Source organism: Mesorhizobium sp. M6A.T.Cr.TU.017.01.1.1, assembly GCF_004023115.1.
Taxonomy (GTDB): domain Bacteria; phylum Pseudomonadota; class Alphaproteobacteria; order Rhizobiales; family Rhizobiaceae; genus Mesorhizobium; species Mesorhizobium mediterraneum.
The window spans coordinates 43,404-64,458 of sequence record NZ_RZTA01000025.1 but is presented as its reverse complement, the minus strand read 5'-3'; the positions used below and the strand labels follow the sequence as shown (position 1 = coordinate 64,458).

The window sequence follows — 21,055 nt, the reverse complement described above, 5'->3', positions numbered from 1 at the left end:
GCCGCCAACGCCTCGACCAGGATCTCGCCGCCGTCGTCCCAAGGACGCCTCATTGGCGTTTGGCGCATTTGCCTCCGCGCCTTGCATGGGACGACGTTCGGCGCAATCGATGCGATCGGCGCAACGACGCCGGTCGACATCCGCGATCGAGCCGTCCTGCTGCTACTCGCCACCACCGGCATTCGCAACGGCGAGCTCCGCGCCATTCAGCTGCAGGATATCGACTGGCGAGCTGGCGAGATTTTTGTCAGGCGCACCAAGGGCAAGCGTGATCGCGTGGCGCCGCTCCTCGAGGAGACCGGCGCCGCGCTCGCCGACTACATCCTGCGCGCGCGACCGAAGGTGGATAGTCCGTATCTGTTCCTGTCCTCACGCCGCCCTTGGGACCGTTCAAGTGCGCGTCGCCTGTTTCGAGGATCGTCCGGAAGCGGTTGCGGCATGGCGGGATCGAATTCGGGTGGGTCGGAGGTGCGCATCTTCTGCGTCACAGCCTTGCCACCCAGCTTGTCAGGCAGCGAAGGCCGATCAACGAGGTCGCCGATCTTCTCGGGCACCAGAGCATCAATACAACGGCGCTGTGCGTAAAGGTCGCGACCTCGCAGCTCGCCGAGGTCGCACTCCCCTTTCCGGGAGGCGTCGCATGACCGCCTTCGCCCGATTCCTCGGTGAGAAGGCCGAGCGGTACATCGAGTTGCGCCACTCCCTCGGCTACGCCTTCAGCAAGCAAGCCGGCACGTTGCGGGCTTTCGTTCGCTACGTTGAGCGCGCTCAGCTCGTTGCCCCCGCCACTCGAACGATGGCGCTGGATTTCGCCTTGTCGTTCGGCGGCGCCGCCAACAGCCGCGTCACTCGCCACGGCGTGCTCCGCCAGTTTTACGAGTATCTCGCCGTCTATGACGTCCGAACCGAGGCCTTGGAGCGCAGAGCTTTCCCCAGATCCAGAGCGATTACGCCTCCGCGTATTCTCACCGACACTGAGTTGGCGTCGCTCATCGACGCATGCGCCCGCATTTCGCCAAGCACCCCTCTCAGAGGGCGGACGATGGCGACGCTGATCGGATTGTTGGCGAGCTCGGGGCTGCGATCGGGCGAAGTGGTCAGGCTTGATCGTTCCGACGTCGATCTGGCCAACGGGGTGCTCCTCGTTCGGAAGAAGAAGTTCCGCAAGGACCGTCTCGTTCCAGTTCACACGACGACCCAAACAGCCCTTCGTCAATATGTGCGTGAGCGCGATGCTGCTTTTCTCACGCCCAAGGACCAGGCCTTCTTCCTCAGCTCCCGAGGCAACCGCCTCTCGGCGACCGGCCTGCAAAAAGGTTTTGCTGAGGCCCGCAAGCTCGCCCATCTTGATGGCGGCAAGCCGTTAAGGCCACACGATCTCAGGCACCGTTTCGCCGTGACCCGCCTCAGCCTCTGGCACCAACAGCGCGCAGACGTTCAGGCGCTGCTCCCGTTGCTCGCCACATATCTCGGTCACGCCAGCTACAGCGATACAGGCTACTACCTCACTGGCTCGGCGGATCTTCTCGCCATTGCGGCGGAGCGCGCCTTCCTCGATGGAGGTGCAGCATGAGCGAACATTTGCTCCTGGCGCCGCTCCTGGAGTCATACTTCGCCGGCGCTTGACCAAGCAGCGCAACGCGACTCCCGCGACCGTGGCCAGCTATCGCGACGCCTTGCGCATGCTGATCCTCTTTGCCGCCGCCCGGTTGCGGAAGAAGCCGGCGGCGTTGACGCTCGAAGATCTCGACCGAGACCTGGTTGTCGCTTTTCTCGACGAGCTCGAGGAGAAGCGGAACAATTGCGTCGCCACGCGCAACGCCCGCTTGGCCGCGATCCGATCTTTCTTCCACCACGTCGCTGCCGCCGACCCGGCGTCCTTCGGTGTCGCCCAACGCGTGCTGACGATTCCCATTAAACGGACGCACATTGAGGTGACGTACCACCTCACCAAGGCCGAAGTGGACACCCTCATCGCGGCACCCGATCAAAGACGCCCCGTGGTTGGCGCGACCGAGCCTTTCTGCTCTTCTTGGCACGGACCGGCGCCCGGGTCTCCGAAGCCACCGGCGTCAACGCAAACGACCTTCAGTTGGAGCGGCCGCACCCGCAAGTGCTGCTGCGCGGCAAAGGGCGCATAGACCGCGTCGTTCCCATTGCTAAGGACCTCGCGCGAGCGCTGACAACCTTGTTGAGCGAGCGCGGGATCGCCCATCACGAACCGCGACCGATATTCGTCGGCGCCCGCAACGAGCGCCTGACTCGTTTCGGAGCGACCCATATCGTGCGGCGTGCGGCCGCCGAGGCCGTGGCTATCAGGCCGGCCTTGGCCGACAAGCCCATATCGCCGCACATCTTCCGGCACTCCCTCGCCATGAAGCTTCTCCAGTCCGGCGTGGACCTTCTGACGATCCAAGCCTGGCTCGGGCACGCACAGGTCGCCACGACCCACCGCTATGCCGCCGCGGATGTCGAGATGATGCGCAATGGACTTGAGAAGGCGGGCGTCGCCGGCGACCACGGCGTGCGTTTCCGACCGAACGACGCCGTTCTGCAACTGCTGAACAGCATCTAAATATTATGTGGCGGAGGCAAGCTGGGGTTTGGCCGGCCTTGCCGGGCGTCAGGGCGGCTCCGCCACATAATCTCGCCCGACGCATAAGAACGGATCGGCCCCCATTGTCTCTCGCACCAGCGCCGCCACTCCCTCCGCACCCTTGCGGAAGTCGACGGGCTTCGTCGCCACCATGACCTTGACCGCACCCGTCGGCCCGATCACGACGTCGCCTTCAGCGCGCGGATCACTGCGGCCACCGTCTTGGTATCGGCGCCCCGGCCGACGCGCATCGCGATGCCGTCGATCTCAAGCTCGATCATGCCGGCATCTCGGGTGGCTTGCCGCTTCCGCTGCTTCGGTGAACGGCTGGCTGCAGGTTCCGCCGCCGCCAAAACCGCCGGCACAAAGGCAGGAGAATCTTGCTGCACCGAAGCGGCCTGTTTGCTCGCTTCGCGGCGCCAGGCGAAGACCTGCTGCGGCCTAAGGCCATACCGACGGGCGACCTCGGAAATGATTGCGTTCGGTTCCAGCGTCTCCGCGATGATCCGCGCCTTGTCATCCACCGACCAGTGACGCCGACCGCCGGCACCGTTGATCACCTCGAAACGCCGAAGCTGCCGCTCCGGGTCAAGCGTAAGGTCAAGTCCAGACACAAGCCGATCTCCGATCCCAATACAGGATCGGCAACCTCACAGATCGCGACCACTCCCGAAAGGTGGTCCGGAAACACCGCTTACCCTGCATGAAGCGTTCGCCAGACTTCACTGAGGAGCTTGCACGAGGCTGCTTGATGGCGACGGCAACGGTTGTGGCTGCGGCGACGAAGTTGATCATGGTGTGCGGATCGCCGACGCCGGCGGCCGCGATATCGAAGCCTGCTGCCTTGACGATGCGGAAGAACAGAAAAACAGGTGACCCTGAATGCCGACGCAGTGCTCAGCGACCACTCGAAGGACCAGGTCGCCCTTTCCCGCGACGTTTATGACGTCGCGCGCAACCAAAGCATCGTTACCTACCCTTTAAAGAACTTTACTGAATCTTTGCGAATGCAGATCGCTGACGATGGTACGTTCACCGCAGGTCTAGCTCAGGGCAGCAAGAGCTAAGACCTCCGCAAAAAGGTCGATCCGAATGTCAAGAAAAGCGCTTATCCTGGTTGAAGGCCATAGGGGCATTGGTTTGTTATACGTCCAAGCAGCCCAGCGTCTTGGTCTGCGTCCAATTACGCTGTCGGCTGATCCATCTCAGTACGACTATCTTGCGGCGCAAGGCATTGAGGGAATTCGTGTCGAGACTGACAATCTCGATGCTCTAACGCACGAATGTTCTCAGTTGTCCTCAAAGTATCACATTGCTGGGATTACCGGTTTCACGGCTCTTGACGAGTCACTCTATGCGAAGGTTGGCAGGCTCTGCCGACACTTCGGTTTACCCGGACCGACTCCCGAATCAATTGAAAGATGCTGTAACAAATTCACGCAACGTCAACTCCTCGCAAACGCGGGCATTCCGATGCCTATGTATCGCTTGGCGACGGATGCGGCGGGCGTAGAAAGATCTGCTGCGGAAATTGGGCTGCCGGTGATTCTTAAGCCAGCCGCAGGCAGCGGTAGCAGCGGTGTCCGATTGTGTCGCGATGGCAACGAGTTAACCGAACACACGGCCTTTTTGTTGGGCGGAAAGCACATTTGGTGGTCTCCGCCGGCCATACTGGTCGAAGAATTCGCGCAAGGTCCCCATTATGTTGCGCATCTAATGGGAAATGAAGTGATTGGGATTGAGGCCGCGGGCTTCGGCCCCCCACCGCATTTTGTATTTCGTGAGGGCACCTTTCCGGCCCCACTGACTAGTGACGAGCATAGACATATGGCCGATGTTTCGCTGAGTTGTTTGGGAGCTCTCGGCCTTGGTTGGGGTCCAACGTGCGTTGAACTGCGGTGTACGAAGCGGGGTCCAGTCGTCATTGAAGTCAATCCACGCATGAGCGGCGGCCCTGAACCGGTTCAACTAGCTTACGGTATCGATCTCATCACCGAGCACATCAAGCTTGTAATAGGCGACCAATGCAATTTGCGCAGAAGTCATTCACACATCTCAGTCTGGCAATCCTTACTTCCTGATCGCGATGGCATTCTCGATTGGATTGATGGTGACAGTCGGGCGGCTGCTGTACCAGGTGTCGCCGAGGCCAAAATATCTATTGAACCAAAGACGCGGATCATCAGGAAAGGAGATCACCGAGACTCCATGGGCTATGTCATCGCCGTTTCACCCAGCCTTGCTCAGACTCAGGCGATACTTCAGCGCGCGGTCGAATTGATCAGTTGGTCGATCATACCATTCCCAACCTCCAGCGGAGAGGAACAATCAGCGGCGCCTCGCCTTTCTCCACCTGCTCAGGCGGCGTCAGCTAAGAGGTGATCGTCGCGGATCACTGATCCCGTCAAAAGCAGGAGAGGGTCGTTTTTCACGGTCTATCGGAAGATCAAGCGGAATGACCGCAAGCGTAAGACGATTGTCTTACGGCGTGCGGTTTTATCCATCCAGCGTTTTCAAAGTTGTTCGTGCATTCGGCGGCTCGACGTTGTGACGAGATGGCTGATGTGGCGCAAGTGTCCTGGACCGTACGCTTCTGAGCTTAGCGCGCCGAACATTTGAGCTTGGCGAAGCCTGCTCGGCACATCGATTGCATGTGAACAAAGTGGGGAGGACGATCAAAGCTCTGTGGGTGCGCCGTCGGCCGCATCCGTTCTATTTTTACCAGCCGAATCGGTGTTCGCGCCGCCAAGTTGTTGTCCAATGGCGCCAGTCTGATGGGTGACGAGTGACCGCTACATTTGTATCAGTTCCGCAATTCGCTCTTCCGTTTCCAAGGACGGAGTACGAGCGCCGTCAATTAAAAGTGTTCGAGGCGATGGAACGCGCCAGACTCGACGCTCTCGTAGTCACCGCACATGGCCACCTTCAATATCTGAGCGGATATGACGGCCGCGGAGGGTATTTTATGCCCTTCCCACTAATAATGGTCCCGGGGCAAAAGGCGACGTTCGTGGTCCGAGAGTACGAATTGGGTGGCGTCCGGCCGGCCAGCTTCGTCCAGGAGATACTTACTTACAGAGAGCAGTTTGATTTCGCACCGGTATGCGCGAACGCGATTCGCCGATACGGGTTGAAGAGGCCGAGAATTGGCCTTGAACTTGGCTGCTGGGATCTTGCGCCTGCGGATGTAAGTGCGATTCAGATTCTACTTCCTGATGTAATATTCGTCGACGCGACTCCCATTGTAGCCGCCGTTGCAGCTGTAAAATCGGCGTTGGAAATAGAAGTCATGCGTTTCACAATGGAAATGACCGATGTGGCCGTTCGAACATTCCAGAAGTCTTTGCAGGAGTGCATAACGGAAAAGGAAATGGCTGCGATCATTGATTGCAATGTCGAGCAAGTCGGCGGCGTTGTGCAAGCAGCCTCCTCAACTATACTCTTTGGCGAACGGACGAAGCTTTCGCATGGGACGCCGACCCAACACCCGATAAAAAACAATGAGCCCGCATTCATCGAAATTGGTGGTCATAAGAACGGGTACGCCTGCGGGCTCGTCCGAAGCGCCCTACTTGGTCGACATGCTGAGACTGAACTACTGCACAACCTCTCTATGGAAGTATTGGATGCGGTTATTTCTGCGATCAAACCGGGTGCGACTGCCGGCGAAGTCGATTCTGCTGGTCGAGAGGCACTAAAGCAACTTGGGCGCACGGAGTTTCTCAACCACCGGGTCGGCTATCAATCAGGCATCAGATGGTCGGAGCGCGGCAACATTAGCCTTGAACCCGGTGCTACGGACACACTCGAGCCCAACATGACCTTGCATATGCCAATCATCCTTTGCGGAGAAAGTGGGTACCTGATTGGAACCAGCGAGAGCGTCCTAGTGACGGAGCGAGGCGCGGAAATACTGAGCCATACGCCTCACACTCTGTACCGTGCATAAGTGGCGGATAGCGCGGCGCGTCAGTTCCTCGTCCGGAGACAAGCTGCTTGAGCAAACGAGCATGATCCTGATGCAAATTCAGCTCACTGAGGCGGAACGACCAACTCGGTGGCAGCTCCCTCTGGAGAAGTGACCATTGGCATTCCGTCCGGCGCCGTGCTTAGTAGCTCGCTGCTTGAATCAGTAAGAATCTGCCGATGATCTCCCTTAAGATGGTCGAGGGCATGACGGGGCCGCTGGAGGCGTGGATGGCTGCTTGCCGTTTCAATCGGTCAGTCCGGAAGGCAGAGACGGCTGGAGAGCGTTCATCTTTCGGGTTGAGGCAAGGACAAGGGACCGGACAATTACGGGATCAATGAATTCCACCGTTCGGATCTGCCCTTGAGAGGCTTCTTTCTGAATGGCGGACGGGGTAAGGATGAATGCGCCTTCTTGCATGACCATATTGATGATCGTAGAAAGGGAGGTCGACTTCGAACCTTACGTCGAGCGCGCAACGGTGTCGCTGCGCAAGCTGATCCCAGAGTCCTCAGGACATTAATCGAGAGCGGAAAAGCCCCCCTTCTTGACGGGCTGAGACCAAGTGCCAGTTGCCTGCCGCTCCTCCGCGCATGGCTGAGCCGGATCGATCTGTATTCAAGATAGTTTTGATCGACATTCCATATTTGACCGGGCGTGACTATCGCGTTGAAACTGCAGAAGCGAGCCTCTGGTCCGGATGTAGGCTGGTATCGCACTGAATTCAGCCGAGCGGAGCGCGCTATGTCCCACCCCACGAGCTATGAGCTCTTTATAAACGGTAGATGGCGAGCCGCTAGCAACAGAGCCACGTTGCCCGTGATTAACCCCGCGACGGAAAAGGCATTTGGCTCTGTGGCCTCGGCGACGGTGTCGGATCTGGACGAGGCCCTCGCTTCGGCAGAGCGCAGCCGCAAGGCTTGGTCCTCCCGGCCTGTAAAAGAGCGCGGCGAAATCCTTGTGGCAGCCGCCAGGACTCTCGCCACAAAGGCCGGCGAGGCAGCGAAGGATTTGTCAGTTGAACAGGGAAAGACGATTGCCGAGGCCACAGGTGAGTACGCGCGCGCGGTCGAAACGCTGGAGTGGAACGGCATCCACGCCGAAGAGTTCTCGGCCCCGATTCCCTTGGGCCCGAACAGGATGATCGTCCCGGAGCCCCTCGGTGTCGTTGCTGCCTTTACGCCTTGGAACTATCCCGCCGTACTCATCGCCCGCAAGCTCGCTCCCGCGCTGGCAGCAGGCTGCCCAGTGATTCTTAAAGGTGCGGAGGAGACGCCGAGCGCCGCCGTTCATATCGTCGAAGCCTTGCGCCATGCGGGTGTCCCGGATGGCGTGGTCAATCTCGTCTTTGGTGTGCCGGTGCATATTTCGCGGCATCTCCTCAGTTCCTCGATCGTGAAGGTCTTGACTTTCACGGGCTCTACGGCAGTCGGAAAACAGCTGGCCACCCTCGCCGCGAATAATTTGCAGCGCTGCGTCCTGGAACTGGGTGGACACTCCCCCGTCGTTGTGTGCGCGGATGCGGACCTCGCACAGGCGGTCCCGGCGATATCGGAATACAAGTTCGAGTGCGCGGGCCAGAGCTGCAACGCGCCGAGCAGGATTCTCGTCGACCGGTCTCTCTATGAGGAATTCCTGTCCCGAATGACGGAAGCCGCCCGCAAAATCAAAATCGGTCCCCCGGATGACCCCGCGACGGAGATGGGTCCTATGGCGAACGCGCGGCGAATTGATGCCATGCAGCGTCTGGTCCAGGATGCGGTCGATCGCGGCGCCCGCATCGAGACTGGTGGCAGCCGCCTCGACCAGCCCGGTTTTTACTGGCCCCCGACCATCCTGACAGGAGTGCCAAAAGATGCCAAAGTGCTTCATGACGAGCCGTTCGGACCGATCCTGACCGTGGCGCCGTTCGACACTATGGAGGAGGCGATCGAAGAAGCCAACGCCACTGAGTATGGCTTGGCCGCCTACTTCTTCACCGGCGCCGCTAATGCGAAACGGGCACTGATCGATGGCCTCTCGGCGGGGGCTGTCAGTGTGAATTACCTGAAAGGGGTTTCGGCAGATTCGCCGTATGGAGGCATTAAACAGAGCGGCTATGGCTACGAAGGGGGTGAGCAGGGTGTGCGGAGTTTCCAAAGCCTGAAAATGGTCAACGGCCTCGGCTCATATGGATGAGATCCAGTGGGAAATAGATCGCGGATCGTCGCCGGCACGGACATCTCAAGGAGCGTCGCTGACGCTCTTCAGTATATCTCATACTACCATCCTCCAGATTACATTCGGTCTCTATCGCAGGCATATGCGCGCGAACAGAGCCCGTCGGCGAAAAATGCTATCGGGCAGATTTTGCTGAACTCGCGAATGGCGGGCTTCGGACGGCGCCCAATCTGCCAGGACACCGGTCTTGTGGTGGTCTTTGCAAAGGTCGGCATGGGCGTCCGCATTAAATCAGCGGCGAGTTTCGCCGAACTCGTGAATAGAGGCGTCCGCCAAGCATATCTCGACCCCGACAATCCCCTCCGACCATCCATCGTCTCGGATCCACTTGCCGGGCGGGTGAACACGCGTGACAACACGCCGGCAGTCGTCCACGTGGACCTCGTGCCTGGTAACCAGATTGAAATCACCATAGCAGCGAAAGGCGGCGGGTCCGAAAACAAGACGCGTTTTACCACCCTTAATCCCAGCGCTTCTGTTGCCGACTGGGTTGTCAACACCGTTTCGACCCTTGGCAGCGGATGGTGCCCACCTGGCCTGATCTCGGTCGGCATCGGTGGCAGCTCTGAAAAGGCTATGCTTCTAGCCAAGGAGGCCATGAACGAACCCATCGACATGTCGGAACTGATCGCCAGGGGGGCATCTAGTGCGGAGGAGGCACTCCGGATTGAGCTTTATGAGCGAATTAACGGGCTAGGCATTGGCGCTCAGGGCCTAGGTGGCCTGACAACAGTCGTGGACGTCAAGGTTGCAACCTATCCTACCCACGCCGCATCCAAACCAGTCGCACTCATTCCGCAATGCGCCGCCAACCGGCACCTGACGTTTACATTGGACGGCACAGGGCCGGTCCAACTCCAACCGCCCGACCTTTCTGAATGGCCACGGATCGGAAATGAAGACTTGCACAGTGGAGACGTCCGGCGGGTGAACCTCGACGCGCTCACACGGGAAGAGACGGCATCATGGCGCTGCGGGGAAACTCTCCTTCTGTCCGGAAAGATGCTGACGGGCCGTGATGCCGCCCACAAGCGAATGATCGATTTGATCGATGCCGGCGAACCGCTTCCCGTCGATCTGCGAGGACGCGTGATCTACTTCGTCGGACCCGTGCGCGCGGTGAGGGATGAGGTCGTCGGGCCGGCTGGCCCAACAACCTCCAGTCGGATGGACAGTTTTGCTGAGAAGATGCTCGCCGCGACGGGGCTATTGGCGATGGTCGGCAAAGCGGAGAGGGACCCAGCGGCCATCGAGTCGATCGTCAGACACAAGGCTCCTTATCTCGTCGCAGTGGGCGGTGCTGCCTACCTGATTTCAAAATCGATCAAGGCGGCGCGGATCGTTGCCTTTGAAGACCTGGGCATGGAAGCCATCTATGAGTTCGAGGTTCAGGACATGCCTGTCATCATGGCTGTCGATGTTGAGGGAAACTCTATTCATAATTCCGGGCCAATCGAGTGGCGTAAGCGCATGGCCGCCGATACGATCGCCCGCAACATCGGCGTTTGATCATTCCCGTTAGGCCAAGTCCTGTGTCGGCTACGCATAGACTATCAAAGGGCAGCGAGAAGCTTTGTTTTTGTATCGGGCAAGCTGTGCGCATGGGCTTATGCCTACACCAGCATCGCCTGCGACGAAGGCAACGCTGGGCTGGCACGACCGGACCATAGATGCAATTTGCGGCAGACCCTCGTCAGACTAAACGTAAAGCCATACTCAGCCCGGCAACCCCATGAAGTCGAAACTCAACACAGTTCGCCTGGACGCTTGGGACCTTCGGATCCTCGCGGAGCTTCAGACAGACGGTCGGATATCGAAGAGCGAATTGGCGAAGCGCGTTCACCTCTCCGCGTCGGCTTGCTCGGAGCGGCTCCGCATACTCGAAACAGCAGGGATTATCGAAGGCTATTGCGCGCGGCTGAGTCCATCCCTCACCGGGGGCGTGATTTTCGTAATGGTGGAGGTCGTGCTGGATCGTCACCGCCTCGAAGACCAAAGACACTTTGAGACGGCAATTCAAGGCATCTCCGAAATTTTGGACTGCTGGGCGATCGGGGGCCGGGTAGATTACCTGATGCGCGTTGCAGCTCCTTCTATGGCTGCCTACCAGGAATTCATGGAGGGTTTGTTACAGGTTGGACTCGGGATCGGTCAATATTACAGCCTCATAGTGACGAAATCCGTAAAATCCAATTCGCCCATTCCCTTGTCCGCGCCAAGACAACGCTGAGTTGTCCGTGTTTTCCACGGAAATTGACGCAACTTCCGTGATTTCATCGGCCGCGGACGTACATTGCCGTGGAACGTGAAGTGTGTCCGTCGGTATAGTAGCTCTCGACGAGCGGGACTGAGTGTTCTCCGCCGGGCAATAAACGGGAGAGCGACAATGAGCCTGACCAATCTGGGAACCAAGCAAGTCCAAGAAAAGGATCGGAGCTTCGTCTTTCATCCGTCCACGCACTTGGCAAAACACAGCCGCGGCGAGACGCCAAACCGGATCATGGCCGGAGCGGAAGGCGTCTACATCTGGGATACTGAAGGCCGAAAGAGCCTCGACGGTTTCGGTGGGCTCTACTGCGTCAACATGGGATATGGATGCACGGAGATTGCTGACGCCATTGCCAAGCAAGCGCACGACTTACCGTTCGCTCATGTCTATGCCAGCCAAGGCACGGAGCCCGTTGCCCGCTTAGCGGAGGCCGTGGTGGAATATTTCGGGCAGAACATGCAAAGAGTTTATTTTGGCCTCTCCGGTTCCGACGCCAACGAGACCAATATCAAGCTCGTCTGGTATTATAACAACGTTCTCGGGCGTCCCGAAAAGAAGAAGATCATTTCGCGACATCGCGGTTATCACGGTTCCGGCCTGGTCACTGGAAGCCTGACAGGTCTTCCGTTTTTTCATAAGTTTTTCGACCTGCCTTTGAATCTGGTACGCCACACAACGACCCCACATTACTATCGGCAGGCGCATGAGGGCGAAACCGAAGAAGCCTTTTCCAAACGCTGCGCCGACGAACTCGAGGCCCTTGTTCTTGCCGAGGGTCCGGAAACTGTTGCGGCCTTTATCGGAGAACCGGCACTTGGGACTGGCGGCATCGTTCCGCCCCCAAGGGGGTACTGGGCGGCTATTCAAGAGGTGCTGGATAGGCATGATATCCTGCTGATCGCCGATGAAGTCGTTTGTGGCTTCGCGCGAACCGGCGAGAAATTCGGCTCGCACCTCTATGGGATGCGCCCGGATTTCGTCACCATCGCCAAGGGCGTTAGTTCCGCCTACCTCCCAATTTCCGGGTCAATCATTGGCGACCGCGTCTGGTCTGTCCTGGAAGAAGGAACCGAGAAGAATGGACCTCTCGGCCATGGCTGGACATATTCAGGGCATACGCTTTGCGCGGCGGCCGCACTTGCCAACATTCAAGTACTTAAGGAAAGAAAGATCCTGGAGCATGTCCAGGATGTCGGGCCGTATTGGCTTTCCCGCATGAAAGCCGAATTGGAGGGACATCCCATTGTCGGCGAAGTTCGCGGCGTTGGAATCCTGTCAGCAGTAGAGCTGATGCGGGATCCCAAGGCGCGCGTACCGTTCGAGCCCGAGCTGCAGGTCGGCGCGCGTGCCGCCGCTGCTCTGCTTGAAAACGGTGTTATCGGCCGCGCCATGCCGCATGGCGATATCCTCGGCTTTGCACCGCCACTGATCATCACCCGGGCCGAAATCGACATCATCGTCGATGCGACGGCGAAGTCAGTTGACACGACGTACCGCGCCTTGAAGGCGGAAGGCGCCGTATAATCTTCGTGAGCGCCAAACGACTTGTTTTGCTGCTGTCGTCCGGTCCTCCCATTTGACCGCTGGCGTTGCGCGGCGAGCCCTGCCGGTGTACCTCCCCGCCGGCAGGGAGTATTTCTGAGACGTAGCAGGTCCACCATCGCGCCAGTGAATTTATTTTGAAGAGAACAATATCATCCAAAGAGACGCTTGTGATGCCGAGCACCTGGACTTGCTGCCGCCTGCAAGCAAGTTGCCGAAGACCCAAGGAACGTTCTGACAAGGGCAGACATGCAATCTGTCTTCGAAAGATTTTTGGAACAGCTTTCGGAAGGCGTCGATGAGGTCGATTTCCACAACGCCTTGGCCTATGTGAGCTCACAACTCGACCTGCTCGCTTTCGCCTATCTCTCGCTGCCGCCGCGGCCAGGTGGCAAGCCCACGCTGATCTCCAACTATCCGGCGCCCTGGACTGCGCGCTATCTTGTACCAGAGCATCGATCCCTTCGTCGTGCGTGCCCGCTTCGGCGGATGCTCGTTTCGATGGGACCCTGCACTGGATGTTGAGCCATCGGTAGCTGAGCAGAGGGTCTTTGACGAAGCGGCGCAATTCGGCATCTGCTGTGGTTTGACGATCCCCATCATCGATCTCCGAGGCAATTTTGCTGCAATGACCTTTGCCGGGGACAAGCGCGATGCTGCATTTATCCGCGCCGCGGAACGCTATGAAGACGATCTCCCTTACGTTGCGACCCGTTTTCACATGTTCGTTCGACGAAAACTGTCGGCTGACCGGATCGTTGACGGTGTGCGTTTGACGGCACGCGAATACGAGTGCGCGCAATGGGCAGCATGTGGCAAGACGGCCTGGGAGATCGGCTGCATTCTTGGGATCACGCGCCGCACGGCCGCGTTTCATCTCGATAACGCAGAAGCCAATTGGTTGCGCGTCTCACCAATTCGAAATCCTCGCCTCACTGACATTCTCACCCTGTGCAACTGGACAGGCTGCGCAAGCGTCGAGCTTCGCCTCCACTGCCGGGGAAAGTTTCCCCAACGAGGAGGCCTTGATGATCCAACTGATTGCACCAGACAGCTACGAGGACTTTGCCGACGACCTGCATTCCATGCATCGCCTGCGTTACCGGGTGTTCAAAGTGAGGCTCGACTGGCAGGTGAAAGGAAATGGCGGCTATGAGATTGATTCATTTGACGCGTTCAGACCGCACTACCTGTTGCTGCGGGGTTTCGAGGGTCGGCTGGACGGTTGCGTGCGCCTTTTGCCCACGACGGGCGCGACGATGCTTCGCGACACCTTTCCCATACTGTTGGAAGGAAAGACGGCGCCTGAGCATCCGAACGCATGGGAAAGCAGCCGCTTCGCGCTCGATATTGGTTCGTCGGCACCGAAGGGAGCGGGTGGCATTGCAATCGCCACCTACGAACTCTTCGCCGGCATGATCGAGTTAGGTCTCTCGCGCCAGCTCAGTCATATTGTAACGGTCACCGACTTGCGCATGGAGCGCATCCTTCGTCGCGCCGGCTGGCCGCTTGAGCGGATTGGAGAGCCGCACACCATTGGCGTCACCCGCGCGCTAGCCGGTTTAGAAGTGTCGGATAAGATGCTCCAGGCGGTGCGGCAAACGGTGGCATTGGCGGTCCGGTGCTGTGGGCGCCGGTGCTTCGCCGGGTAGCATGATCACGCGGCGGGGAGCACAGTCATGCCCATATCTGTCGCGCCAGATGCCGATCAGGAGTGGCAGGATCGCTGCTCCTATGGCTGCACTGCTCAATTGACGTCGAATGGCTGGGCCTGGGAGTTCTTGCGTCGCAATCCGGCATTCCGGCGTGATCTGGCCGCTGCCCTCTAGCAGGCCAATACACTGTCTCGCGGAGCCCTTATTGACGTGATCGCTTCGGCCGGCGATCTTTCGCGCTGCGGTGTTTTGTTTCGCCCAGTCTTACGCACGAACTGCGGTCGTGTTCTGGTGTCCGCGCCGGTGCGCAAATGTATAGCCGGTCGTCGCGAAACAGCCCTCTGTATCGCCAACCGCGTCGCCGTTCGACCTGACGGCATGGTCATGCCGAGCAACAGTTCTACTGGGATCCTATGAGCATCAGCACGTCCATCTTCGCAAGGCGGAGCATACCCTCCAGCTCGCAGTTTCCGGAGCGGATATCCTGCGGCCCGCTTGCCTGCGTGCTGAGCTGGCCCGCGCATTCGCTTGTGGGCGCTCGAATGCCTCAATACCCTTTGTCTCGATGGAGAAATGTCCGGCCGCTTGGTTCCGCCTGAAAGAGTCTTATTTCTTCGCTCGACGCTCGAGCATCCCACCGCGACATTGCTGAAGCGCTGATCGGCGAAGGGCGCGTCCGGGCCAATGGAAGGATCCTGGCGATCATTAGCGCGATGGAAATCCGCAGCGCTGGCGTTCGTGGCCGCGCGCTGATGAATGGCGGGACCGGGACTTCCTCGTCTAAAATGGCGTCGCGACTCGCTTTGCAGTTCAGCCTTCGAACAGTTGCCTGCAACCGGTATGTCACCATCCAATTAGCGCGGTCGATATGGCTGCGGACTGCCTTGCGGGCGCGGACTGGTTCAAGGATCGGGTCGATGCCGAGAACGAGATTGGCCATTTCTTCGACGCTGAGATTGTCGGCGCAGGCGTCGCGGATGCACAGGTAAATGGTGCGATGTTGCCTGTCGTAGCTCGTGATGCTATCTGACCAGGGGGACTTCGTCGCACAGAGTTGAGCTTCGGGTCTCATCTGTTCCCGTTGATCGATTCATGGCTGCTGCGAACCTCGCCAGTTAACCGCTAACCCAAGCAATATATGCCAAAATGGGATAATTCGAAACGAGATTAGTCGCTGAGCCGGTCTTTCCTTGACCGGTTCCCCTAATGCCCAGATCTCTTCGGTCCCCCGCCACCAGCGGTTTCTGGCCCAGCTAATATCGCTGCGCAAGGCAAAAGGCCTGACCCAGGAGCAGGTGGCCGAAAAGCTTGGCCGTACGCAATCCTTCGTGGCCAAGTACGAGGGCGGAGAGCGCCGTCTCGATGTCATTGAGTTTCTCCATGTAACTGCGGTGTTTGACGCTGACCCGTGCGATATTCTGTCCAGCCTCGTCATAGTAGGCGCCTGCGCGCCTTAAGACGCGCCGAGTGGTCATGAACCGAGCCCTTTTCTTCGGCAGGCTCAGGCGGTCTCGGCCATCCCGCTCGTCCCTGACGTGGGGCAGCCTTACTGAAACAACGGGGCGCCCGACGGACCTTACTTCGTGCTGGAGCATCCGCAGTCGCCGCGCGCCCTTCGGCGAATGGCCCAGTCCGAGTGGAATGATCCTCGCGATCACATGCGCGATCGCATCCGCCGCCTCTTGTAACAGCGCGACCGCGTGGGCGCTCCGGGTCCCTCTTCGTCCCGGCCCTCGGATGCGGTCCGCCTTCTACGGCGGGCCTTCCCGGTCGCTTTCGCCGCCCACCCCGCCTCTGGCCTGATTCCGGGGGGAGGGCGTGATTGGCGTGCGGAGGACTAGACAATGCGTGCAAATAACAAGCGTTCCGGCAGCCGAGAGGCTGGCGCGGGCAAGGGCGGGCCTCAGCCGCCAGCATCTCAGGAGATCACAAACCGCATCATTGCCGAACTCGAGCGCGGCACCGTTCCCGTGGGGGGCAAGCCCATGCGAAGAATGTCGCTTGGCGGCCAACCGCAGGCTCTGTCTGAACGCCCATCTTGCGTCTAGATCGTTAGCATATGCAAACTGAATTTGACGTAGGCTGCGCGGCCATCAATCCTCACGAACACCCCGCAGATAGGCGTCCCAATTTTGTAAAAGGGCTTGAACGTCTACGCCGCAAATGCGGTAGCAGCATGCAAGACTGAAATTTTGAGCGAGCTTATGATAGAACCTGAATTGCCTGCACCTCTCGACAACGTTCAGGCACTTCGAGGTGATGCGGTCGATCGAGCACACTCGAACTCACGGACGGCAGTACCTCAAGGGCCTCGCTTCCGATCCGCGCGAACTCCGGCCGGGATGAGGGTTTCGCCGGACCGGCCGACCACGTTTGAGCGCAGAGACAAGGCTGCCGACATGATGCGCTCACATTAATTGACATGAACAGCGGCACCTCCCGCTTCGGAGAGGCGCTGTTCACATCGACGGTCGTGGTGCTGCATCGCGGGCGGATTGTCTGTAAGCGTTGAGCCGCACCTGACACATACGTCCTGATCCGTCACGAAGACTTACGCCGGCGCGATACGACGCGGACGTGAAGAGAGCTAGTCTTAGCCGTCCGCAGGAATGAGCAGACCGTATTCCGTTATTTGCAGAGGCCGTCTTGGCGGATTTACGAATCTTCTGGTACTCCGCGACGCAAGTCCGACGTTTGCAGCCTGACGTTGTGTTATGTCTTTGCTGTTTAGAGGACGACGTGCCTTCTACCGTCGCGGGAACAGTGCTGAATTCGGGGCGGTAAATTGAGTCTTTGGTATCTGGATTATAATGGGGATGCTTGGGAAGGCATTTGCAACGTTCTCCTCGGCACGAAATACGGGACGGATTATCAGCCCATCGGCGACAAGGGTGGCGATCTAGGATTGGACGGGCTCAATCTACGAGCCGGTACGGCATACCAGGCGTACGGGCAGGAGCCTGAAAACAAGGATCCAGTATCCGGCGTTCGCAAAAAGATCGGAACTGACCTCAAGAAGCTGCAACTGAACGAAAGCGAAATAGCCGCGATCATTGGTAGTAAGAAGCTTCGGAACTGGGCCCTGCTCCTTAACAAGGAAATTCCCCACAACGACCTGCATCGATACGCAAAGCAAAAAGAGACAGAGGTCAAATCGTGGGGCCTTTCCATCATAGATCCGGACTTTCAAGTATCCATTCAGACACCATCGTTTCTTGAGACGGAATGGCTGGAGTATCAAAAACGGCGCGACGACAGGATAGAAGTCACGGTTGAGGATCAGCCCGTCCCCGCGCTCGTCGTTTTGCGACAAAATGAAAATTTTAAACTCGTCTATGAAAAGTTCCGTGTCATTACGGACAATGATGAGGAGGCTGAGCAACTTGCCTATTTCGAATTGAAAAACTTTCTGGAAAATTCGATTCAGCTCAGCGAAATCCAACGCCGAGAACCTGACTTCTTCAGCCAAATTGAGGAAATTCGTTCAGACATCGAAAATGATGCCGAGCAGGGCAGCATCGCGGTCGGCTCCTGGAACTCATTCTCCCACGTTAAAACGACGCTCGAGGCCCGTCTCAACGCTGTCGTAGGCAGCCGTCTCGGCACCAAGACGCTGAGCAGGATCAGGAAGTTTACGATTGCAGACTGGCTGGTTCGCTGCCCTTTGAGGTTTAAGAGGAAAAGGTCGCTGCAGTGAACCCTGCCGAAAAGATCGAAATCGAGTTCACCCAGCGACCCGTCGATGTGCCCGCCGACCTAAGGCTCTATCGGCGGCTAGCCATGGTCTGCATCTCCGTGTCGGAATGCTGCCGCGCCGGCTCCGCATCGTTCAAGCAGCTTCATTTTATCAATTCGCTATTCATAAACGAGGATTTCCGAGGTCCGTACATGGAGTTCAGATCGGTCAGATTTTCGCCAAGGATCCTTGCGCCGTCGGCCGACCCCTACCTGAACCGATGTGTGAACTATGCCATGGGAGCGGGTCTCCTCGATCAGAAGGACGTTCAGCGTGGCTTTAGGGTGGAACTGACCGATAAGGGAACGGACTTTGTGAAAAGCCTCAGGAGCCAACAACTGGCGCTGGACGTATTTGCACTGGCCAGGGAAGTAGGCAGGATCTCTGAGAACGAAGTTCAGACCGTCATGAGGGAGGGCATCTAAATGCATCTCAGATATAGTCGAGTACGCCTCGAGGCGAAGCTTTTCAACGGTAAGCTCGCCTCATGCGAGGTCGAACTTCGTCCCGGCGCAAACCTCATCCTGACGGACAGCAACACACAAGGCAAAAGCACGCTCGTCAACGCTCTCGCGGTCGGGCTAGGATTAGACGATCTCGTGAAAGGCAATGTTGCCGCTCTGGTAAAGGACACATTGAGGGGCGCACAAGGGGATCAAAGGATTGTCGAAGCGGCAATTCTCCTCGAGATTGCCAACGCTTCTAATGAACTCTTGACCGTCCGTCGATCCGTCAAACCGGAATTGTCACGCGGGATGCTGGTTCGGCGCGGGCCGCTCAGCCAATGGAGCGAGGCCGGATTGGAGGAATATTATTTGGGGTCAGGATCTTACACGGACACTAGAGGTTTCCACCGTTTGCTCTCCGAGTTCATCGGCTTCCCGGAGGTTCAAGTTATCTCTCAAGACGACGGCGTGATGCGGCTTTACCTGGAATACATATTCTCCGCGATTTTCATCGAACAAAAGCGCGGATGGGCGGATATCATGGCGAACATGCCTTATTATCGGGTCCGTGATCCCAAGAAATCCACCATCGCCGAACTTCTGGGACTCGACTACATCAGGAACAATCTGCAACGGAATGCCCTTAGGCTGGACGAGCAACGGCTGAAGGCGCGCTACGACACCGGAATCGCCATTCTTAGACGTCACGTAAACGGCAGACAGTTTTCAATTAAGGGTATTCCCTCGGACATCGGCGTAGGTTCATTCAGCCCGCAGATATTCAGAGTGACGGAGGGAGAAAAACAGCAATCCCTGGCAGATTTGCTGTCAGCCGCTGAGGCAGATCTCGCCAGCAAAATCGCACTAGCCGATCTTACGCCTCCAGATCCTAGCCTGCAAAGTCGGATAGACGAGATCTCAAAAAGGATCACAGCGTTGGTCACCAGGAAGAGCGAGCTCGACAACGCGATAGCGGCCATTCGCGGCAACGTTCGTCGTTATCAGCAGCGTCTGGAGGTGCTCGCACGGGACCTGCAAAAGAACAAGGAGGAGCTGAAAATCCGCCGGTTGTTCAATCGGGACGAATGGGCGATCACAAGTGCGTGCCCGGTTTGCGAGCAGTCGATCGATGGCACGCTACTGTCGCAGATGCGCAGCTTTCCGACCATGTCAATCGATGAAAATGTCGAATACATTACCGACCAGCGAAACCTCTTGCAGGACATCATTAGCGTCGAGATCGCCAGGCGTGAGCGTCACCAAGTCGAATCAGAGCAGCTTGGAAACGAAATCAGTATTGCTCTGACCCAGCAGTCGGAAATCCAAAAAAGCCTGGCTGGTGCAATTCCATCGGAACTAATGGCGCGTGCCCGCGACATCGCGCGAATAGAGAACGCGATAGGGAGCTATCGCGATCTGCTCGACCAGACTAGCAGCGAGCTTGCCGCTCTTCTGAACATTTGGAACGAGTATCTTGACGTTGCTGGAAAGCTTTCGAAACTGAGGAGTGACCTGAGCGCTGACGACCAAAGCCTTCTACGGCAATTCCAAAGAACGTTCAGAGATTATCTCGGGCGCCTAGGTTTCAATTCTTTCGAGATCGGCTCCATGGTGATCGATGAGGGCTCTTTCATGCCGAGAGTCATCGTAAACGATCGTGACCGGCGGGTTCGGGCCGATTTCGGGACCTCGGCTAGTGACTGGATCCGCATCATAACGGCCTTCGTGCTCGCCCTTCACGCCAGCCGTGATAACTCCCAGAAAAGCAACCATCCGAATCTGACTGTTTTCGACGAGCCTGCCCAGCAGAACATCGACCGACAAGATTACCTCAAGTTCTTCGATATCGTCGCAGACGTTTGCAGGAAGGGGGGGCAGGTTATCGTTGCCGCGACTGACAAGGATCACGCGGTTCGGGCGAGGGCACAAGGCCTTCACATGCACGTCATCGATTTCGGTTCAGAGTATATTCTGCGATAGAGCTTCATCGCCTCCTCGTGCCTTTTGCTAACGGCCCACAGTGCGCCAAGTATCATTCTGCGCAGTATCCGCATCACGAGGATTGCTGGCGCGGCGCTTCATCGACGAGGGGCTGCGGGCTACATCACTCCGAAACGGCAGTCGTTCAGCCGTTCATGGGGGAGCCCGGGAGCGGCTGCCATATTCTCGACGATACCGCGTATCTGTGCCGCAGTAGGGTTCGGCTCGGCTTGTGAGCAAAAGCCTACCGCCCCCGAGATGCAAGGGCTCGCCTAACCCGTGTCGTTCATCCAAGGGCTCGGCATCACCGCCTAGGTCATTGGCGGCAAGCATTTCGGTGCAGGCGACGTTTGGGGCCTTGCGGCGCGTGCGGGTCGCTGACTTGAGGTGATGTGAGCCCGGCGGCCCACCTCGTCGAGGTTAGTCACCGAAATAACGCGCTGACCGGTGGCGAGCGGACTGACCGAAGACGTATCCACATTCTGACTTCGCCGAAAGAATGATACGGGCCATCCCCGAGGTCGGCACCGGATCGTTGCGCTCGACCCAGGCGTGAAAGATATCATCGCGAAAGGAGGCTTTGGAGTCGAACCTCAGATCCCCGACATTACGCCGACGACTCAACAGGGGTGTGAATAGATCGA

The 21,055-nt window shown here is 58.1% G+C and carries 20 protein-coding genes and 3 pseudogenes; 20 read left to right on the top strand and 3 right to left on the bottom strand.

Features of this window, described 5'->3' with window-relative positions; genetic code table 11:
• Window positions 1-81: 81 nt before the first annotated feature.
• The 5 genes and pseudogenes from EOB36_RS35060 to EOB36_RS35045 form a co-directional block, all read left to right on the top strand.
• Window positions 82-357 (top strand): annotated as a pseudogene (locus EOB36_RS35060) (tyrosine-type recombinase/integrase); the annotation flags it as partial.
• Window positions 358-380: 23 nt separating this feature from the next.
• A complete protein-coding gene (locus tag EOB36_RS35055; protein ID WP_348631794.1) occupies window positions 381-644 on the top strand; it encodes a tyrosine-type recombinase/integrase in 264 nt (87 codons plus the stop codon).
• The gene (locus tag EOB36_RS11035) at window positions 641-1,573 is read left to right on the top strand and encodes a tyrosine-type recombinase/integrase (RefSeq protein ID WP_128284847.1); all 933 of its coding nucleotides are present in this window, start codon (window positions 641-643) and stop codon (window positions 1,571-1,573) included. Before EOB36_RS35055 ends, EOB36_RS11035 begins: the two co-directional genes overlap by 4 nt.
• 49 nt (window positions 1,574-1,622) lie before the next feature.
• On the top strand, window positions 1,623-2,141 hold the full coding sequence (locus EOB36_RS35050) for a site-specific integrase (protein WP_245467734.1): 519 nt from the start codon (window positions 1,623-1,625) through the stop codon (window positions 2,139-2,141).
• A complete protein-coding gene (locus EOB36_RS35045; protein WP_245467732.1) occupies window positions 2,033-2,575 on the top strand; it encodes a tyrosine-type recombinase/integrase in 543 nt (180 codons plus the stop codon). The genes EOB36_RS35050 and EOB36_RS35045 overlap by 109 nt, the downstream gene beginning before the upstream one ends.
• A 48-nt stretch (window positions 2,576-2,623) precedes the next feature.
• On the opposite strand, the gene tnpB is transcribed toward EOB36_RS35045, so the two are convergent.
• Window positions 2,624-2,779, bottom strand: coding sequence for an IS66 family insertion sequence element accessory protein TnpB (gene tnpB / locus EOB36_RS11025; RefSeq protein ID WP_128284846.1), 156 nt, complete (start codon window positions 2,777-2,779; stop codon window positions 2,624-2,626).
• The gene (locus EOB36_RS11020) at window positions 2,776-3,156 is read right to left on the bottom strand and encodes a transposase (RefSeq protein WP_206637153.1); all 381 of its coding nucleotides are present in this window, start codon (window positions 3,154-3,156) and stop codon (window positions 2,776-2,778) included. The genes tnpB and EOB36_RS11020 overlap by 4 nt, the downstream gene beginning before the upstream one ends.
• A 312-nt stretch (window positions 3,157-3,468) precedes the next feature.
• Here EOB36_RS11020 and EOB36_RS11015 point away from each other — a divergent pair, with 312 nt between their 5' ends.
• From EOB36_RS11015 to EOB36_RS34340, 11 genes and pseudogenes are all read left to right on the top strand, one after another.
• The gene (locus EOB36_RS11015) at window positions 3,469-3,663 is read left to right on the top strand and encodes a hypothetical protein (protein WP_128284844.1); all 195 of its coding nucleotides are present in this window, start codon (window positions 3,469-3,471) and stop codon (window positions 3,661-3,663) included.
• Between the two features lie 25 nt (window positions 3,664-3,688).
• Window positions 3,689-4,978 (top strand): acetyl-CoA carboxylase biotin carboxylase subunit family protein, encoded by a 1,290-nt coding sequence (locus tag EOB36_RS11010; protein ID WP_128284843.1) that lies wholly within the window; start codon window positions 3,689-3,691, stop codon window positions 4,976-4,978.
• Between the two features lie 403 nt (window positions 4,979-5,381).
• Window positions 5,382-5,837: pseudogene (locus EOB36_RS35040) on the top strand (aminopeptidase P family N-terminal domain-containing protein); the annotation flags it as partial.
• Between the two features lie 48 nt (window positions 5,838-5,885).
• Window positions 5,886-6,545 carry a M24 family metallopeptidase gene (locus EOB36_RS35035; RefSeq protein WP_245467741.1) on the top strand — a complete coding sequence of 220 codons (660 nt, stop codon included), beginning with the start codon at window positions 5,886-5,888 and terminating at the stop codon, window positions 6,543-6,545.
• 762 nt (window positions 6,546-7,307) lie between these two features.
• Entirely contained in the window at window positions 7,308-8,741 is a 1,434-nt protein-coding gene (locus EOB36_RS10990; protein ID WP_128284841.1) for an NAD-dependent succinate-semialdehyde dehydrogenase, read from the top strand.
• Window positions 8,742-8,747: 6 nt separating this feature from the next.
• The gene (locus EOB36_RS10985) at window positions 8,748-10,292 is read left to right on the top strand and encodes a fumarate hydratase (protein ID WP_128284840.1); all 1,545 of its coding nucleotides are present in this window, start codon (window positions 8,748-8,750) and stop codon (window positions 10,290-10,292) included.
• Between the two features lie 223 nt (window positions 10,293-10,515).
• Window positions 10,516-11,013, top strand: coding sequence for an Lrp/AsnC family transcriptional regulator (locus tag EOB36_RS10980; protein ID WP_128284839.1), 498 nt, complete (start codon window positions 10,516-10,518; stop codon window positions 11,011-11,013).
• Between the two features lie 156 nt (window positions 11,014-11,169).
• The gene (locus tag EOB36_RS10975; protein WP_128284838.1) at window positions 11,170-12,576 is read left to right on the top strand and encodes an aminotransferase; all 1,407 of its coding nucleotides are present in this window, start codon (window positions 11,170-11,172) and stop codon (window positions 12,574-12,576) included.
• 487 nt (window positions 12,577-13,063) lie between these two features.
• Window positions 13,064-13,750, top strand: a complete 687-nt coding sequence (locus tag EOB36_RS35020) for a LuxR family transcriptional regulator (protein ID WP_245467739.1) — start codon at window positions 13,064-13,066, stop codon at window positions 13,748-13,750.
• Window positions 13,680-14,251, top strand: a pseudogene (locus EOB36_RS10965) (acyl-homoserine-lactone synthase). The gene EOB36_RS35020 and the pseudogene EOB36_RS10965 overlap by 71 nt, the downstream one beginning before the upstream one ends.
• 22 nt (window positions 14,252-14,273) lie before the next feature.
• Window positions 14,274-14,423 carry a DUF6499 domain-containing protein gene (locus tag EOB36_RS34340; RefSeq protein ID WP_164897495.1) on the top strand — a complete coding sequence of 50 codons (150 nt, stop codon included), beginning with the start codon at window positions 14,274-14,276 and terminating at the stop codon, window positions 14,421-14,423.
• 373 nt (window positions 14,424-14,796) lie between these two features.
• On the opposite strand, the gene EOB36_RS35955 is transcribed toward EOB36_RS34340, so the two are convergent.
• On the bottom strand, window positions 14,797-15,321 hold the full coding sequence (locus EOB36_RS35955; RefSeq protein WP_348631793.1) for a hypothetical protein: 525 nt from the start codon (window positions 15,319-15,321) through the stop codon (window positions 14,797-14,799).
• A gap of 118 nt (window positions 15,322-15,439) precedes the next feature.
• Here EOB36_RS35955 and EOB36_RS10950 point away from each other — a divergent pair, with 118 nt between their 5' ends.
• From EOB36_RS10950 to EOB36_RS10930, 4 genes are all read left to right on the top strand, one after another.
• Window positions 15,440-15,706, top strand: a complete 267-nt coding sequence (locus EOB36_RS10950) for a helix-turn-helix transcriptional regulator (RefSeq protein ID WP_245467731.1) — start codon at window positions 15,440-15,442, stop codon at window positions 15,704-15,706.
• 1,328 nt (window positions 15,707-17,034) lie between these two features.
• The gene (locus EOB36_RS10940; RefSeq protein WP_091597930.1) at window positions 17,035-17,946 is read left to right on the top strand and encodes a hypothetical protein; all 912 of its coding nucleotides are present in this window, start codon (window positions 17,035-17,037) and stop codon (window positions 17,944-17,946) included.
• Window positions 17,943-18,410, top strand: a complete 468-nt coding sequence (locus EOB36_RS10935; RefSeq protein ID WP_091597927.1) for a hypothetical protein — start codon at window positions 17,943-17,945, stop codon at window positions 18,408-18,410. Before EOB36_RS10940 ends, EOB36_RS10935 begins: the two co-directional genes overlap by 4 nt.
• The gene (locus tag EOB36_RS10930) at window positions 18,411-20,411 is read left to right on the top strand and encodes a hypothetical protein (protein ID WP_128284836.1); all 2,001 of its coding nucleotides are present in this window, start codon (window positions 18,411-18,413) and stop codon (window positions 20,409-20,411) included.
• Window positions 20,412-21,055 lie beyond the last annotated feature (644 nt).

Excerpts from the sequence above, each read along its gene's own strand:
- EOB36_RS11010 (WP_128284843.1), top strand. The coding sequence starts at position 3,689 with ATGTCAAGAAAAGCGCTTATCCTGGTTGAAGGCCATAGGGGCATTGGT.
- EOB36_RS10980 (WP_128284839.1), top strand. The coding sequence starts at position 10,516 with ATGAAGTCGAAACTCAACACAGTTCGCCTGGACGCTTGGGACCTTCGG.
- EOB36_RS34340 (WP_164897495.1), top strand. The coding sequence starts at position 14,274 with ATGCCCATATCTGTCGCGCCAGATGCCGATCAGGAGTGGCAGGATCGC.
- EOB36_RS35035 (WP_245467741.1), top strand. The coding sequence starts at position 5,886 with ATGCGTTTCACAATGGAAATGACCGATGTGGCCGTTCGAACATTCCAG.
- EOB36_RS10975 (WP_128284838.1), top strand. The coding sequence starts at position 11,170 with ATGAGCCTGACCAATCTGGGAACCAAGCAAGTCCAAGAAAAGGATCGG.
- EOB36_RS35955 (WP_348631793.1), bottom strand. The coding sequence starts at position 15,321 with ATGAGACCCGAAGCTCAACTCTGTGCGACGAAGTCCCCCTGGTCAGAT.
- EOB36_RS10930 (WP_128284836.1), top strand. The coding sequence starts at position 18,411 with ATGCATCTCAGATATAGTCGAGTACGCCTCGAGGCGAAGCTTTTCAAC.
- EOB36_RS11035 (WP_128284847.1), top strand. The coding sequence starts at position 641 with ATGACCGCCTTCGCCCGATTCCTCGGTGAGAAGGCCGAGCGGTACATC.
- EOB36_RS10990 (WP_128284841.1), top strand. The coding sequence starts at position 7,308 with ATGTCCCACCCCACGAGCTATGAGCTCTTTATAAACGGTAGATGGCGA.